Here is a 14644-nt window from a genome sequence, read left to right on the forward strand (position 1 = left end):
TTATTAAGCTTTCGGGATGATGACGAGCATGCGAGCGGGTCTGGCCGTTTAGTTCGTCGCGAGTTCCGCACGAGCCGGAAAGCACTTAATGTGCTTTCCGAGCGAGCCAGGACTGCCCGAGCAGCGAACTAAACGGCCAGACCCGCCCAGGAGGACCCACATGATCAAAATCACCGTCCCAGCAACCAGCGCCAACCTAGGCATCGGCTACGACACCCTCGGCATGGCCGTCAGCCTCTACTCGCACTTCACCTTCGAGCGTACCGACAAGCTCACCATCACGGGCTGCCCCGAGGAGTTCCAAAACGAGAACAACCTGGTCTATGTGAGCTTTGTCGATGCTCTGGCCGCCTGGGGCGAGCAGGCCTTCCCCGTTGCCATCGACATCCAGACCGACGTGCCCGTCGCTCGCGGCTTGGGTTCCAGCTCCACCTGCGTCGTCGCTGGCATCATGGCGGCCGCCGCGCTGACGGGCCACACCGTCGACCGTGCCGAGCTCGTCCGCATTGCCACCGAGGTCGAGGGCCATCCCGATAACGTCGCCCCTGCCATCCTGGGCGGTGCCGTTTGCTCCTTTACGCCGACTGATTCGCTCCCCCAGTGCCTGCGCTACGAGGTGAGCGATCGCTTGCGTTTTATTACCGTGATTCCGCCCTACGAGGTGCATACGAGCGAGGCGCGCAAGGTTGTGCCGCAGGAGATTCCACTCTCCACCGCCGTATGGCAAATGGGCCGCATCGCCGGCATGACGCGCGGCCTGGAGACCGGCGACCTTGACCTGATTGCCGCCGCCAACGACGACCGCATCCAGGAGCCCTATCGCCGCCGCCTGATTCCCGATTACAACGCTGTGCGCGACACCTGCCTTAATGGCGGCGCCAAGACCATCTGGATCAGTGGCTCCGGCTCGACCCTTATGGCTGTAACCGATGACACTATCGTAGCCAAGTTCCTGCAGGTCAAGCTGCGCGAGCAGTTCCCCAAATGCGACACGCACATTCTGACGTGCGACACGGAAGGCGCCCAGATCGAATACCTGTAGTCGCCGTACCTTATACCCGCCGGGGAGGCCAGGGGCTTTGCCCCCAAATCGTCCTCGGACATGGCAGGACCCCCGCTGCGCACTTCGTGCGGCGGGGGTCCTGCCGTCCTGCGGAAAGATTTGGGGGCAAAGCCCCTGGCCTCCCCTACGTTAACTTCGCTGGCGGCGGCTACAGGAACCTACGCTCTGGAAAGTCGCCGGGCTGATAGTTGCTTTTTATTGGTAGGGGCTCTTGCTAGGCTGGAGCACTTCCTAGAGGCGGGCATCGGCTGTGTGCTTGGTTTAGGCGGCGCTGGTTTCTTTGTATTCGAAGACTGGTTCTAGGAGGTCTTCGATGTTGCAGTGGAGGGCTTTTGCTATGGCTCTTACGCTTGTAACCGAAGCTTCATTGATGTTTCTCTGGCGCTGCTCGTACATTTGGATTGAGCGGAGTGATACGCCCGATTCGTATGCCAGGTCTTGTTGGGTTTTCTTGAGCCTCTTTCTTGCTTGCGCCAGTTTAGTTTGACGAGGTGTTTTCTTCGCCATATCGCAAATAAGACGCGCCACACGTTCCTCTGAGGCTTCGTGCCAGGGGTAGTACAGACTGCGTAGCACATCGAATGGAACGACATGCAGCAAATCTTCGAAAGACTCTCCTAGGCGCCACTGAAGGTATGCCAATATCCAGCCTGTCCAATATTCCGGTGTCTTTTCGAATCGGTAGGTTCGATTTGGCATCGGCCTTGATTGATAGCCGAACCTTTCGGCAATGAGCGCAAACAGCTCAACGCCCGATTTTCCCGATACGACCCATGCGTTGCCGCGTTCGAACTCGCGGGCTACGCCGCTCAGGCAAAAGAGTTCAGCAACTTCCGATCCTTCTGCCCCATAATCGTTAACGGCATAGTCAAAGCAGTCGCCGAGGTTGTTCATTGCATCCTCAAGGTAGTAGACGGGGTATGTCCTACTCGGCCCACGATCCGTTAACTCTTGGATCATTTAAATCAACCCTCCCTGCCATCAAATCCCTAATGTCGACACCATCAGAGTCAAATCCGTTTACCGTATCCAGGTACTTTCGTCGAGCGTTCTGTTCTCGCTCAAATCGTTTGGGATAAAACTCAGCTCCCGAGGCCTGCTTCCAATCGCGGAACTTAATCGCCGAGAACGCACGCTCACTCATGAGCGCATATTGAATGCCCAAATCCCCCAAAAACATAATGCGCTGCAATTGCCTGAGCGAGATCATGCCATTGACAAACTGTCTTGCAAACGAGAAATAGGAATCGTCTGCACGATAGCCTCGAATAACGTCATAGGGAGAAATATCAATCAGGCAGTTATCCAGCAGATAACGAAGCCCCTCGCGTGCTACTGGCGTTGAAACATTGAACTCTCTGTTATTCGCCAGAATTGCAAGCCAGTTGAGAATCGAGAACTCACCTGATTCCAAATCCAAAATCGCAAGGCCATCTAAATCAAGCTCATATCGATTGGCAATGCCATCAGACTCGGTCCGGCATGCCCATTCCATTGCCATTTCCTCATGTGGCGTGCAATAAAACCCGCGCCCATAGTCATTGAATTGCCTGCATTTATCCAACGATGGATGCTCGACAACAACCTCCGACCCGTGCCAAAGCTCCATATCGACCTCCTAAAAAATATCACCCCAGTGATAGTTTACCAATAACTATCACTGGGGTGATATAGATGAGAGCTTTTGAGGGGTTGCAGCCCGATTAGAGGCAGGCCTCGGCGATGCGGCGCTTGAGTTCATCGATGCCGGTGCCGGTCTGGGAGCTTGTGATGATTACGTTTTCGGCCGGGACGTTGAGCTGCTTTTTGATGGCTGCCGCCTGGCGGGCCTGCTGGGTGCGGCTGAGCTTGTCGGCTTTGGTGAGGCAGACGATAAAGTTGAACTCGTTGCCCTGCAGGTAGTCGATCATGTCATGATCGAGCTTGCTGGGGTCGTGACGAATGTCCACCAGCGAGACGACCAAGTTAAAGCTGCGCTCGGAGTCGAAAAAGTCGCCGATAAGCTCGGCCCAGCGGTCGCGCTCGGCCTTAGAACGACGGGCGAAACCATAGCCCGGCAGGTCGACGAAGTGCACGTCGTCGGCCTCGAAGAAATTGATGTTGCTTGTCTTGCCCGGTGTGCTCGAAACCTTGACCAGGTTCTTGCGGCCAAAGAGCTTGTTCATAATCGACGACTTGCCCACATTGGAGCGGCCGACAAAGCTCACTTCGGGGCAGGTGGACTCGGGAATCTGCGAAACCTTGCCGTAGCTGGCGACGAACTTGGCAAGCTGGTAGTTAATGGAATCGGCCATGGACACTCCTTGGTCGTAGGTTCTTACAAAAGAGCGCGCTATTGCGCAGCGGCAATGCGGCGGACGATATCGAGCGTGATGTTACTTGCGACACGCGCGTACTCGAACAGATCGAACTCTCGGTCGCAAATTGCATCGTACGCCTCGTCACAATTATCGCTGATAGCGCGCAACACCAGGCAATCGACACCATTTTTGGTTGCGACATGGGCAATCGCCGCGCCCTCCATGCCGACACAATCGGCATGCGTCGCTTCGATAGCGTCGTTACGCATGGCGGCGCCCGTCACAAAGCGGTTACCCGTGGCAATCGTGCCGACCAGGAACTGTTTGGTGCCCTCGTTCGAAGCGACTGCATTTGTCGAAGCGTCAACGAACCCACGCTCAGCAAGCACGTCGACGGCAATATCGACCAGCGCGGGCGTCGAACCAAACTCCTCAAGCCCCGGTGCGGACTCGGCGATAAGCGCGGTATCGGTATCCAGATAGCGTAGGCGTTTGCCAATGACCACGTCGTCGATATGGAGCTTGGGGTTCAAACCGCCCGCAATGCCCGAAAACACAACAGCCTGCGGAGCATACTTGCTAATGAGGTGCTGTGTTGCAGCGGCGGCGTTCACCGTGCCCATGCCCGCCGTTGTGGCGACGACTGTCAGGCCGTCGAGCTCGCCGCTCACAACGGTCAAGCCTGCCTCCCGTGCCTCGCAAACGTCGCTCAGCTCTTCCTTAATCTGCATGATCTCTTTTTCGAGCGCACCGATAATCGCGATGGTAGCCATACCATTCCCCAAACCTATACGAAATTCTCAACCACGGTATGGTACCAGCATTTTGTTTGACCTCGCCAAACGAACACGCTAAGCCAGCGCAGCTCGCATATCAAACAGAGCCTTTGCAATCACGGCCGTAACCTCGCTCGAGCGGTCGCCCCACGGCATCGATGTCATGACGCTCATGACATAGGTACGACCATCGATGCCGATAAGGCCCGCATCGCATGTCGAATAGTAACCATCCTCGCTAATCCAGCCTGCCTTGTTGCGCACCAAAACATGCTCGCCCGCAATGCCATCGCGCACTCATTTAAGTCTGTCCCCAATGAGTGCCCTTGGGGGCGAAAATGGCTCGCTAGTCGATGGCGTTTTTGAGTTCGGCGCGGCGCTTTTTCATGCCCGTCATGACGGCGTTGCGCAGCTCGGGCATGCGCGCGGTATCCATCTGGGGCACGCCCTCAAGCTTATAGGGAATCCCCAGCTGCTCGTATTTGACGACACCCATGGTGTGATACGGCAGCATCTCCAGGCCCACCACGTTGTGCCATGGAGCGATCAGGCGACCTAGCTTCTCGCATTCCTCCGCCGTGTCGGTGATACCCGGCACCACCACATGGCGAATAACAACCTTAATCTTGCGATGGGCAAGCTCATCGCCAAACGCCAGGATGCGCGCAGGATCGCAACCGGTCAGCTTTTTATGCTCAACCGGATCGGCATGCTTGATGTCGAGCAGCACCATATCGGTCTCGTTGAGCACGGCATCGAACTTCTCGGGATGCTGAGGGTCGAAGGCGTAGCCACAGCTATCTAGGCAGGTATGCACACGGCCATCGGGATTGTTGTGCATTGCACGGAACAGGTCGGCCAAAAACTCGGGCTGCAGGAGCGGTTCGCCACCCGAAACGGTAATGCCGCCGCTACGGTAGAACTCATGGTTGCTCTGGAACTCGTCCATGAGATGCTCGACGGTCACCATCGTGCCGCCGTTAACAGACCAGGTATCGGGATTGTGGCAATACGCGCAGCGCATGGGACAGCCCTGAACAAACACCACAAAGCGGATGCCGGGTCCGTCGACCGTTCCCATCGTCTCGATCGAATGCACGCGACCCAGGGCATACGCAGAGTCCTCGGGACGAGCGTCCACACCCTCAAGCGTCATTTCTGCCATTCGCGCTACCTTGCCTCTCCTTGGATGCAACCAATTAAAATGCCAGAGCCATTCTAGCCCATACGCATGATGGTGAAACGGTTTAGTGGTCAATTGGGTTGTTCTATTTGGCCCCACACAAAAGCGGCGGGAAGGTTGTCACAACCCACCCGCCGCCGAGACAATAGATATCGATAGACGCCAGGCCTTACGCCTTGAGCGTGAGCACCGCGCCGAAGGCGGTCGGGCCGCAATGGCTCGAGATGACGCCGCCGACCTGAGTCCAGGTAATGTCCTTAAAGCCCAGGTCGTGCGCATAGACTTCCATGTCGTCGCGCAGCTCCTCGGAAAGACCTACCGAATATGCCAAGCCAATGTGCGAGTAGTCGATCTCGCCCTTGGCAACCATGTGGTCAATAAAGGCGCGGGCGCATTTGAGCATAGAGCCGCGGAACTTCTTGGTTGCCACGAACTTGCCGCCCGTTACCTCAATGCAGGGCTTAATCTTGAGCAGATGGGCGCCCAGGAACGCGACGTTGGACAAGCGACCGCCCGCCTTAAGGAAGGCAAGGTCCGTAGGAACAAAGCCCAGCAGCACGCGGTCCATGACGGAGTTCGTAAATGCAAAGATCTCGTCGACGGTGGCATCGGGGTGAGCCTCGATGTATTTGGCAGTCTCGACGACAACGAGCGACTGGCCCACCGAGACAAAGCGCGTGTCCATGGAGAACACGTAGTCGCGCCCCTGGGCCGCAATCTTAGAGGACTGATGCGAACAGGTCGTGGCCTCGGAATATGCAAGATGCAAAATAGTCGCGTCGGGTTGCTCGGCATGGATGCGGTCGTACACATGCGCAAAATCCGCTGGCGAACAGCCACTGGTCTTGGGCATCACACCAAACTCGTTACAGCGCGAGTAAATCTCGAGCGGATCGATCGAGCCGTCCTCGACGGTCTCGTCACCAATCGTGACATGCATAGGCACGCGCACGATGCCGTAGCGCTCGCAGAGCTCCGGCGTCACATCCGACCCAGACTCAACCACGATTACGTACTTGCCCATTATCATCACGACCCATCTCGACGTTGACTATGTATTACACGCGCACGCTCGCCGCCCCATTGAACAACGACTCACAAGCGCCAGAGAGACGCCGCCCTTCGCCCACAGCAAAGGACAGCGTCTCCCTGAAAAACTCCGTGCTTCTTTGAGATTTTACACGGTTTATGAAGGAGTGTTACTTATTCCGCAAACGGTAGCTATACGCGATAAACGGTAGCAAGCAAGTATCCAGAACTCTCAACCCATCAGGAGAGTTCCGCCTAAAGAGTAACTACACAGGACCCCGCCGGGGCTGTTTGGGCTACCTCCCAAAACTTTCCGCAGGACGCAAGAAGCCCTCGCCGCACGAAGTGCGCAGCGAGGGCTTCTTGCATGTCCGAGGACGTTTTGGGAGGTAGCCCAAACAGCCCCGGCGATCCTGCGGGAGTTAAACCCCTTTAGAACTTGTTGTGGAAGGTACGCGAAATGACCTCGTCCTGCTGCTCCTTGGTGAGCGTGTGGAAGTTCACGGCATAGCCGGAAACGCGGATGGTCAGCTGCGGGTACTTCTCGGGGTGAGCCTGAGCATCGAGCAACGTCTCACGGTTGAAGACGTTGATGTTCAGGTGGTGGCCACCCTTCTCGGCGTAAGCGTCGAGCATGTGGACCAGGTTATCGGCCTGAGTCTCGGAAACTTCAGAAACCTTCATAATGTGTCTCCTTCGATTGATAGGCGCCGGCCGAAACCGGCGCGCCAATCAGTAATCGTTATTGTTAGTATAGCACTAACAATAGTTACTCGCCCAGCTGATCAAGGTCGATATCGCCAAAGAACACCTGGTCCTCCTTGCCGAGCGCGCCCGGGATGATGGAGAAGGTGTTGGAGATGCCGTCCTGAGCATCGCGGAACGGGAGCTTGGAAACCGAAGACAGCGAAGCGATGGCGCCGTGGCTATCGCGCTTGTGCATGGGGTTAGCACCCGGGGCGAAGGGCTGGCCAGCCTTGCGGCCATCAGGCGTAGAACCGGTCTTCTTGCCGTACACGACGTTGGAGGTGATGGTCAGAACCGAGGTCGTGGGCACGGAGTTGCGGTAGGTGTCGTTCATGCGGATGTACTCCATGAACTGGTGCACAACGTCGTGAGCGATCTGGTCGACGCGGTCGTCGTCGTTACCGTACTTGGGGAACTCGCCCTCGGTCTCGAAGTCGACGATGATGCCGTTCTCGTCACGGACGGGGTGGACCTTGGCGTACTTGATGGCGGACAGGGAGTCAGCCACGACGGAAAGGCCAGCGATGCCCGTAGCGAACCAGCGATGCACGTGCTTGTCGTGCAGAGCCATCTGGATGCGCTCGTAGCAATACTTGTCGTGCATGTAGTGAATGATGTTCAGCGAGTTGACGTACACGCCAGCGAGCCACTTCATCATGTCGTTGTACTTTGCCACAACGTCGTCGTAATCGAGCGTATCGCCCTCGACGGCGCGGTACTTGGGGCCGACCTGCTTCTTGGAGACCTCGTCAACACCGCCGTTGAGTGCGTACAGCAGGCACTTGGCCAGGTTGGCGCGAGCGCCGAAGAACTGCATCTCCTTGCCGATGCGCATGGAGGACACGCAGCAGGCGATGCCGTAGTCGTCGCCGTGGTAAACGCGCATGAGGTCGTCGTTCTCGTACTGGATCGAGGAGCTGGCGACAGAAGTCTTGGCGCAGAACTTCTTGAAGTTCTCGGGCAGACGGGTCGACCACAGAACGGTCATGTTGGGCTCGGGGCTGGTGCCCATGTTCTCGAGCGTGTGCAGGTAGCGGTAGCTCATCTTGGTAACGAGCGTACGGCCGTCAACACCCATGCCGCCGATGGACTCGGTGACCCACTGCGGATCGCCGGTGAACAGGGCCTGGTACTCGGGGGTACGGGCAAACTTGACCATGCGGAGCTTCATGATGAAGTGATCCACGAACTCCTGGATCTGCTCCTCGGTGAAGGTACCGTTGGCAAGGTCGCGCTCAGCGTAAATGTCGATGAACGTAGAGGTACGGCCGATGGACATAGCGGCGCCGTTCTGCTCCTTGACGGAAGCGAGGTAGGCGAAGTACATCCACTGGATGGCCTCCTGCGTGTTGGTAGCAGGGTTGGAAATGTCGAAACCATAGGTCTCGGCCATCATCTTGAGCTCGCCGAGGGCGCGGATCTGCTCCTGCAGCTCCTCACGATCGCGAATGTTGTCGGCGGTCATGACCGTCGGGGTGGAAGCCTTCTGGGCCTCCTTGTCCTTGATCAGGTAGTCGACACCGTACAGGGCGACACGACGGTAGTCGCCAATGATGCGGCCGCGGCCATAGCCATCGGGCAGACCGGTGATGATGTGGGCCGAACGGCAGGCGCGCATCTCGGGGGTGTAGACATCGAAGACGCCGGCGTTGTGGGTCTTGCGCTCGAAGGTGTAGCGCTCGACAACGTTCTCGTCGATCTTGTAGCCGTGCTGGCTGGCAGCCTGGCAAGCGATGCGGATACCACCGTTGACGTGCAGCGCACGCTTGAGCGGCTTGTCGGTCTGGAGGCCGACGATGGTCTCCTTGTCGCGATGGGCGTTATCGATGTAGCCAGCGGGGTGGCTCACGATACCCGTGACGGTCTTGGTGTCCATATCGAGGACGCCGCCCTGCTCGCGCTCCTTGAGCAGCAGGTCGAGAACCTCGCCCCACAGCTCCTTGGTACGCTCGGTCGGACCGGCGAGGAACGACTCGTCGCCCTCGTAGGGGGTGTAGTTCTTCTGGATGAAGTCTCGGACGTCAACCTCTCCCGTCCAGATGCCTTCCTTGAAGCCTTCCCATGCCTCCTGCATTGTGTAACCACGCTCCTAGTTACGTGTAATGCGGCGCTCTCTCACACCGCTGCTTATTGAATTCTTGAATGTTAGACCTGCATGACCGGCTTCATTCGCTTTCCGCCGCACATTAGCACAGGGAAAAACGTTTATTCACCTTGGTCTTGCAACCCTAAACCCAAGATTTCACCCGTCTGTGAAGGATAACATAGCCACCCCTCTCATCAGGGCTGTTATATGTTCCTTTTTTTATACCATAAGGGTGTTTTTAACAAATCCGCAGGAAACGCTCCCGCCATCGGCTACCGTTCACCGAATCGCTTGATATTTCCCCTTGCCTTTATACGTCCTGCGCTCTAGCTGTTATGCCAGCTTTAGCAGGGTAAAGTGCCTCTGAGTAGGCTTTAGGACATGTCTAACAATCTGCCCCCAACTTTGCTGGTACCGACGGTGTACGGAGAGTTTTCTAGGCATGTCCCAAAATCTACCGCATAAGGTGTGCATACAGGGGTATCATCTTTCACCAAAAATAGTTTCTAGTGTTAGGGGTTTTCGGTGGAAGATACCGATTTCCATGAGCTTGGGCGTCAGCTCTTTACCGAGTTTGGCAGCATGCACCAGCACGTTTCGCGTTTTGTCGACCAGGCGATGGGCGGCGAGATGGCCGTCATGCGCGCTCTCATGCTCGCCGGCGGTTCGCTTACGCCGAGCGAACTCGCCGATCGCGCTTGGGTCTCGAGCGCCCGTATCGCCAACATCCTGCGCGCCCTCGAGGGCAAGGGCTGGGTCGAGCGCGAGCACTCAAAAACCGACCGTCGTCGCGTACACGTCACGGTGACCGACAAAGGCCGACAAGACCTCGAAATCAAACGTCGGGAATTCGAGGACCGCACCGCGGCCTTTCTCGAGCAGCTCGGCGAAACGGATACCCAAGAGATGGTGCGCCTTCTAAGGCGTGCCAACGAAATTATCGACCGCAACCAAGAAAGGAGAGATGCCGAGTGAGGATTCTCAAGCTCTTTAAAAAACATGTCCTGGCGCTGCTCACGGCTATCGTACTTATCGTAATCAGTTGCAATGCCGACCTAGCGCTGCCTACGTATATGAGTGACATCGTCGATGTGGGCGTGCAGCAAGGCGGCATCGCCTCACCCGTGCCCGACACCATTCGCGCCGAATCGCTCGATGACCTCAAGCTCTTTATGGGCGCCAAGGACGCCAAAGCTGTGGATGCCGTGTTTAGCAAGGCGGACAACAACGGCATTCGAACGTACAAGGGCACCGAGGAGGAGCGCGCCGACGGCGGCAAGATTGCCGACATCATGAGCCTGCCCGAGACCGTCGTCCTTTCGCTCAACCAGGGCATCGACGCCAGCTCCATGGGCGACATGATGGGCACGTCCAGCGAAAAAGACAACAGCGCCGCCCAAGACATGCCCACCCCCGAGCAGATGGCGGCGATGACGCCCGAGCAGCTCGCCGAGATGCAGCAGAAGGCCGCAGCGGCAAAGAACATGCAAAAGCAGATTGATGCCGACGGCGGCAAGATCACCATGAAGAGCCTGCGTCTGGGCGTTGAAGGTGGCTTGATCGACCAGGGCAAGCTCGTCGAAGGCGCCAACGAAATGGCGGACAAAATGGGCTCCATGTCGGGCTCTATCGTCACGCAGCGCGCCGTGACCTACGTGCAGGACGAGTACAAGGCGCAGGGCATCGACCCCGCCGACGTGCAGAACGCCTACCTGAGCCGCATGGCGACCACGATGTTTGGCCTGTGCCTGATCTCGCTGGTCGCCACCATCCTGACCGGCGCTGTGGCGTCGCGCACCGCCTGCTCCATCGCCCGCGACCTGCGCCGCGAGACCTTCAACAAGGTCATGCACTTCTCGCCGGCCGAGGTGGGCAAGTTTAGCCAGGCCTCGCTCATCACCCGCTGCACCAACGACATTCAGCAGATCCAGATGGCAGCGACTCTGTTCATTCGCATGTGCCTCATGGCGCCTGTCATGGGTATCGTCGCGGTCATGCGCGTCCTGGCCAACCACACCGGCCTGGAGTGGACCATCGCCGTGGCCATCATCGCGGTCTCGGCCGTCGTCGGCGTGCTCATGGGCCTTACCATGCCCAAGTTCAAAAAGATGCAGAGCTTTGTGGACCGCGTGAACCTCACCGCCCGCGAGCTGCTCGACGGCCTTATGCCCATCCGCTCGTTCAACCGCGAGGAGCATGAGCTCGAGCGTTTTGACAAGGCATCGCTCGACCTGATGACCACACAGCTCTACACCAACCGAGCTATGAGCTTTATGATGCCGCTCATGATGCTCGTCATGAACTGCATCACCGTGCTTATCGTCTGGTTTGGCGCACAGGGTGTGTCCGACGGCGTGATGCAGGTCGGCAACATGATGGCGTTTATCTCCTATACCATGCAGATCGTCATGGCGTTTATGATCCTCACCATGGTTTCGGTTATCCTGCCCCGTGCCGAGGTCGCAGCCGAGCGCGTGGAAGAGGTCATCACTTGCCCCACGAGCATCAACGACCCCGCCTCGCCCAAACTGCCCGCGGCCAGCGCGCCGCACGGTGAGCTCACTTTCCGCGACGTGAGCTTCCAGTATCCCGATGCCCGCGCCGATGTCATTAGCGGCGTGAACTTCACCACGCACGCCGGTCAGATGCTCGGCATCATCGGCTCCACGGGCTCGGGCAAGTCCACGCTCGTGCAGCTGATTCCGCGCCTGTACGACGTCACGGGCGGCAGCATTTCGCTCGACGGCATCGACGTGCGCGACATGACCCTTTCCGAGCTGCGCCGCCGCATTGGTTACATCCCGCAGCAGGGTCGTCTGTTCTCGGGCACCGTTGAGAGCAACCTCAAGTTTGCCGGCGACATGGTGAGCGACGAGGACATGCACCGGGCCGCGCGCATCGCCCAAGCCGAGGACTTTATCGCCGAGCGCGAGGGCGGCTACGACTCCCCCATCAGCCAGGGCGGCTCCAATGTCTCGGGCGGTCAGCGCCAGCGTCTGGCCATCGCACGCGCTTTGGCCAAAAAGCCCGAGGTCGTGGTGTTCGATGACTCGTTTAGCGCCCTCGACTACAAAACAGACGCGCGCCTGCGCGAGGAGCTTGCCAAAAACGTTACCGACGCCGCGCTCGTGGTCGTGGCCCAGCGCATCGCGACCATCATGCACGCCGACCAGATTATCGTGCTCGACGACGGCCACGTGGTGGGCACCGGTACGCACGAGGAGCTGCTGCACAACTGCCCGGCGTACCTGGAGATCGCACAGTCGCAGCTTTCCGCCGAGGAGTTGGGGCTTACCCAAGAAGAGATTGAAGCCGTCATGGAAGGAGGCGAGCACTAATGGCAGACAAGACCAAGACTCAGATTCCCAAGCCCACCCGCCGGCGCGGTCCCATGGGCCGCATGGGTGGCATGGGCCGCGGCGAAAAGGCCAAGGACTTTAAGGGCACCATGAGGCAGCTACTCGGCTATATCGGTCAGCACAAGATTGCCGTGTTTGCCGCCGTCGCCTTTGCCGTGTGCTCGGTCATCTTTAACATTGTGGGACCCAAGGTGCTCGGCCAGGTTACGACCAAACTGTTCGAAGGCCTGGTCTCCAAGGTCAACGGTACCGGCGATGTCGACTTTGCCTGGATCGCCAAGACGCTCGGCTTTTTGCTCTGCCTGTATCTGGCAAGCTCTGTCTGCAGCCTCATCCAGGGCTGGCTCATGACCGGCGTCACGCAAAAGATCTGCTATCGCATGCGCAAGGAGATCGCCGCCAAGATCGCCGTCGTGCCGATGAGCTACTTCAACGGCCACAGCAAGGGCGACGTGCTCAGCCGCATCACCAACGACGTCGATACGCTGGGTCAGTCACTCAACCAGAGCGTGACGCAGCTCATCACGTCAGTGACGCAGATTATCGGCGTGCTCGTCATGATGCTGTCGATCAGCCTGCCGCTCACCGGCGTCACCGTGCTCACGCTGCCGGCAGCCGCGATTATCCTGACCGTGATGATTCACTTCTCGCAGCCGTACTTCCGCGAGCAACAGCAGGTCCTGGGCACCGTCAACGGCATTATCGAGGAGGACTTTGCCGGCCAGAACGTCATTCAGGTGTTCGACCGCGCCGAGGCCTCGATCGAGGAGTTCGACCGTCAAAACGACCGCCTCTTTATTAGTGGCTGGCGCTCGCAGTTCCTGTCGGGCCTGATGATGCCGCTTATGAGCTTGGTGGGCAACATGGGCTACGTGGGCGTCGTCGTGGTGGGCGCGCAGCTCGCGCTGACCGGCAATGCCACGCCTGGCGATATTCAGAGCTTTATCCAGTACGTTCGCAACTTTACGCAGCCCGTGCAGCAGCTGGGCAACGTGAGCAACACGATGCAGTCGATGGCCGCCGCCACCGAGCGTGTCTTTGAGTTCTTGGCCGCGCCCGAGGAGGAGCAGAAGGCCGACGCGCAGATCCCCGAGAAGCGCCCCGGCCACGTGGAGTTTGACCATGTCAAGTTTGGCTACACGCCGGACAAGACCATCATCCACGACTTTAGCTGCGAGGCGCAGCCCGGCCAGACCATCGCCATCGTCGGTCCCACCGGCGCCGGCAAGACCACGCTCATTAAGCTGCTGCAGCGCTTCTACGATGTGGACGGCGGTTCGCTGCGCGTTGAGGGTGTCGACGTGCGCGACTGGGACCGCGCGGCGCTGCGCGGCGAGTTTGCCATGGTGCTGCAGGATACCTGGCTGTTTAACGGCACCATCCGCGAGAACATCCGCTACGGACGCCCCGATGCGAGCGATGCCGAAGTCGAGGCTGCTGCACGCGCCGCGCGCTGCGACCACTTTATCCATACGCTCGCCGGCGGCTACGACTTTATGATCAACGAGGAAGGCACTAACCTGTCGCAGGGCCAGCGCCAGCTCGTGACTATTGCCCGCGCCATTTTGGCCGACCGCCCGGCGCTGATTCTGGACGAGGCGACCTCTAACGTGGACACCCGAACCGAGGAGCTCATCCAACGCGCCATGGATGCGCTGATGCAGGGCCGAACGAGCTTTGTCATCGCGCATCGCCTGTCCACGATCCGCAACGCCGACGTAATCTTGGTGATTCGCGACGGTGACATCGTCGAGAAGGGCACACACGACGAGCTGCTCGCCCAGGGCGGCTTCTACGCCGACCTGTACAACTCGCAGTTCGACGAAGCGGCGTAGATTCGACCGCAGGGAACGGATGACGCCCGAGAACGGGGGCACAGGACAACCTGCGCCCCCGTTTTGTGTCCTTTGGGCCTCGAGCCGCCTCCCCTGGGACCTGATTGACGGCCCACTCCAAGCCCTGTGGGCAAAAAATGGCAAATATGAGTACTGTCACCTTTTTAGTAACAGCCAAAACAGCCCCAAATGCTGCTCACACGGCTTGCACGCGGTAGCGCGCAGAGATGTGGTGTAAGAGGCGGGGCATGCCCCGCCTCCGCCCT

At 58.5% G+C, this 14644-nt stretch carries 13 protein-coding genes; 4 read left to right on the top strand and 9 right to left on the bottom strand.

What is annotated here, in order from left to right:
- Positions 1-160: 160 nt before the first annotated feature.
- On the top strand, positions 161-1042 hold the full coding sequence (gene thrB / locus DW754_RS03665) for a homoserine kinase (RefSeq protein ID WP_117648278.1): 882 nt from the start codon (positions 161-163) through the stop codon (positions 1040-1042).
- A gap of 282 nt (positions 1043-1324) precedes the next feature.
- Here the strand turns inward: thrB and DW754_RS03670 are convergent, their stop codons facing one another.
- The 9 genes from DW754_RS03670 to pflB all read right to left on the bottom strand — a co-directional run bounded on the left by DW754_RS03670 (position 1325) and on the right by pflB (position 9172).
- Positions 1325-1957, bottom strand: a complete 633-nt coding sequence (locus DW754_RS03670) for a helix-turn-helix transcriptional regulator (protein ID WP_117758364.1) — start codon at positions 1955-1957, stop codon at positions 1325-1327.
- Between the two features lie 31 nt (positions 1958-1988).
- Positions 1989-2672 carry a DUF3990 domain-containing protein gene (locus DW754_RS03675; protein WP_117758363.1) on the bottom strand — a complete coding sequence of 228 codons (684 nt, stop codon included), beginning with the start codon at positions 2670-2672 and terminating at the stop codon, positions 1989-1991.
- Positions 2673-2766: 94 nt separating this feature from the next.
- Complete coding sequence (gene yihA / locus DW754_RS03680) at positions 2767-3357, bottom strand: ribosome biogenesis GTP-binding protein YihA/YsxC (RefSeq protein WP_055252447.1); 591 nt, start codon at positions 3355-3357, stop codon at positions 2767-2769.
- 38 nt (positions 3358-3395) lie between these two features.
- Positions 3396-4136, bottom strand: coding sequence for a 5'-methylthioadenosine/S-adenosylhomocysteine nucleosidase (mtnN, locus tag DW754_RS03685; RefSeq protein ID WP_099432169.1), 741 nt, complete (start codon positions 4134-4136; stop codon positions 3396-3398).
- A 78-nt stretch (positions 4137-4214) separates the two neighbouring features.
- Positions 4215-4436 carry a hypothetical protein gene (locus DW754_RS03690; RefSeq protein ID WP_117758362.1) on the bottom strand — a complete coding sequence of 74 codons (222 nt, stop codon included), beginning with the start codon at positions 4434-4436 and terminating at the stop codon, positions 4215-4217.
- Positions 4437-4485: 49 nt separating this feature from the next.
- A complete protein-coding gene (gene pflA / locus DW754_RS03695) occupies positions 4486-5304 on the bottom strand; it encodes a pyruvate formate-lyase-activating protein (RefSeq protein ID WP_117758361.1) in 819 nt (272 codons plus the stop codon).
- Positions 5305-5491: 187 nt separating this feature from the next.
- Complete coding sequence (locus DW754_RS03700; RefSeq protein WP_117758360.1) at positions 5492-6346, bottom strand: DegV family protein; 855 nt, start codon at positions 6344-6346, stop codon at positions 5492-5494.
- A 437-nt stretch (positions 6347-6783) separates the two neighbouring features.
- Positions 6784-7035, bottom strand: coding sequence for an autonomous glycyl radical cofactor GrcA3 (grcA3, locus tag DW754_RS03705; RefSeq protein ID WP_055252439.1), 252 nt, complete (start codon positions 7033-7035; stop codon positions 6784-6786).
- An 85-nt stretch (positions 7036-7120) separates the two neighbouring features.
- Positions 7121-9172 (bottom strand): formate C-acetyltransferase, encoded by a 2052-nt coding sequence (gene pflB, locus DW754_RS03710; protein WP_117758359.1) that lies wholly within the window; start codon positions 9170-9172, stop codon positions 7121-7123.
- A gap of 537 nt (positions 9173-9709) precedes the next feature.
- Between pflB and DW754_RS03715 the strand changes: the two genes are divergently transcribed.
- Genes DW754_RS03715 through DW754_RS03725 form a run of 3 tightly spaced genes read left to right on the top strand, consistent with a single transcriptional unit; the run spans position 9710 to position 14378 of the window.
- Complete coding sequence (locus DW754_RS03715) at positions 9710-10159, top strand: MarR family winged helix-turn-helix transcriptional regulator (RefSeq protein ID WP_117758358.1); 450 nt, start codon at positions 9710-9712, stop codon at positions 10157-10159.
- Complete coding sequence (locus DW754_RS03720) at positions 10156-12522, top strand: ABC transporter ATP-binding protein (RefSeq protein WP_118071995.1); 2367 nt, start codon at positions 10156-10158, stop codon at positions 12520-12522. Before DW754_RS03715 ends, DW754_RS03720 begins: the two co-directional genes overlap by 4 nt.
- Complete coding sequence (locus DW754_RS03725; protein ID WP_233508939.1) at positions 12522-14378, top strand: ABC transporter ATP-binding protein; 1857 nt, start codon at positions 12522-12524, stop codon at positions 14376-14378. The genes DW754_RS03720 and DW754_RS03725 overlap by 1 nt, the downstream gene beginning before the upstream one ends.
- Positions 14379-14644: the final 266 nt, after the last annotated feature.

This window comes from Collinsella sp. AM29-10AC (assembly GCF_003469085.1).
Classification (GTDB): domain Bacteria; phylum Actinomycetota; class Coriobacteriia; order Coriobacteriales; family Coriobacteriaceae; genus Collinsella.

Bases quoted from the DNA above. Each gene is read 5' to 3' on its own strand.
- pflA (WP_117758361.1), bottom strand. From the start codon at position 5,304: ATGGCAGAAATGACGCTTGAGGGTGTGGACGCTCGTCCCGAGGACTCT.
- yihA (WP_055252447.1), bottom strand. From the start codon at position 3,357: ATGGCCGATTCCATTAACTACCAGCTTGCCAAGTTCGTCGCCAGCTAC.
- DW754_RS03700 (WP_117758360.1), bottom strand. From the start codon at position 6,346: ATGGGCAAGTACGTAATCGTGGTTGAGTCTGGGTCGGATGTGACGCCG.
- pflB (WP_117758359.1), bottom strand. From the start codon at position 9,172: ATGCAGGAGGCATGGGAAGGCTTCAAGGAAGGCATCTGGACGGGAGAG.
- grcA3 (WP_055252439.1), bottom strand. From the start codon at position 7,035: ATGAAGGTTTCTGAAGTTTCCGAGACTCAGGCCGATAACCTGGTCCAC.
- mtnN (WP_099432169.1), bottom strand. From the start codon at position 4,136: ATGGCTACCATCGCGATTATCGGTGCGCTCGAAAAAGAGATCATGCAG.
- DW754_RS03670 (WP_117758364.1), bottom strand. From the start codon at position 1,957: ATGAACAACCTCGGCGACTGCTTTGACTATGCCGTTAACGATTATGGG.
- thrB (WP_117648278.1), top strand. From the start codon at position 161: ATGATCAAAATCACCGTCCCAGCAACCAGCGCCAACCTAGGCATCGGC.
- DW754_RS03725 (WP_233508939.1), top strand. From the start codon at position 12,522: ATGGCAGACAAGACCAAGACTCAGATTCCCAAGCCCACCCGCCGGCGC.
- DW754_RS03675 (WP_117758363.1), bottom strand. From the start codon at position 2,672: ATGGAGCTTTGGCACGGGTCGGAGGTTGTTGTCGAGCATCCATCGTTG.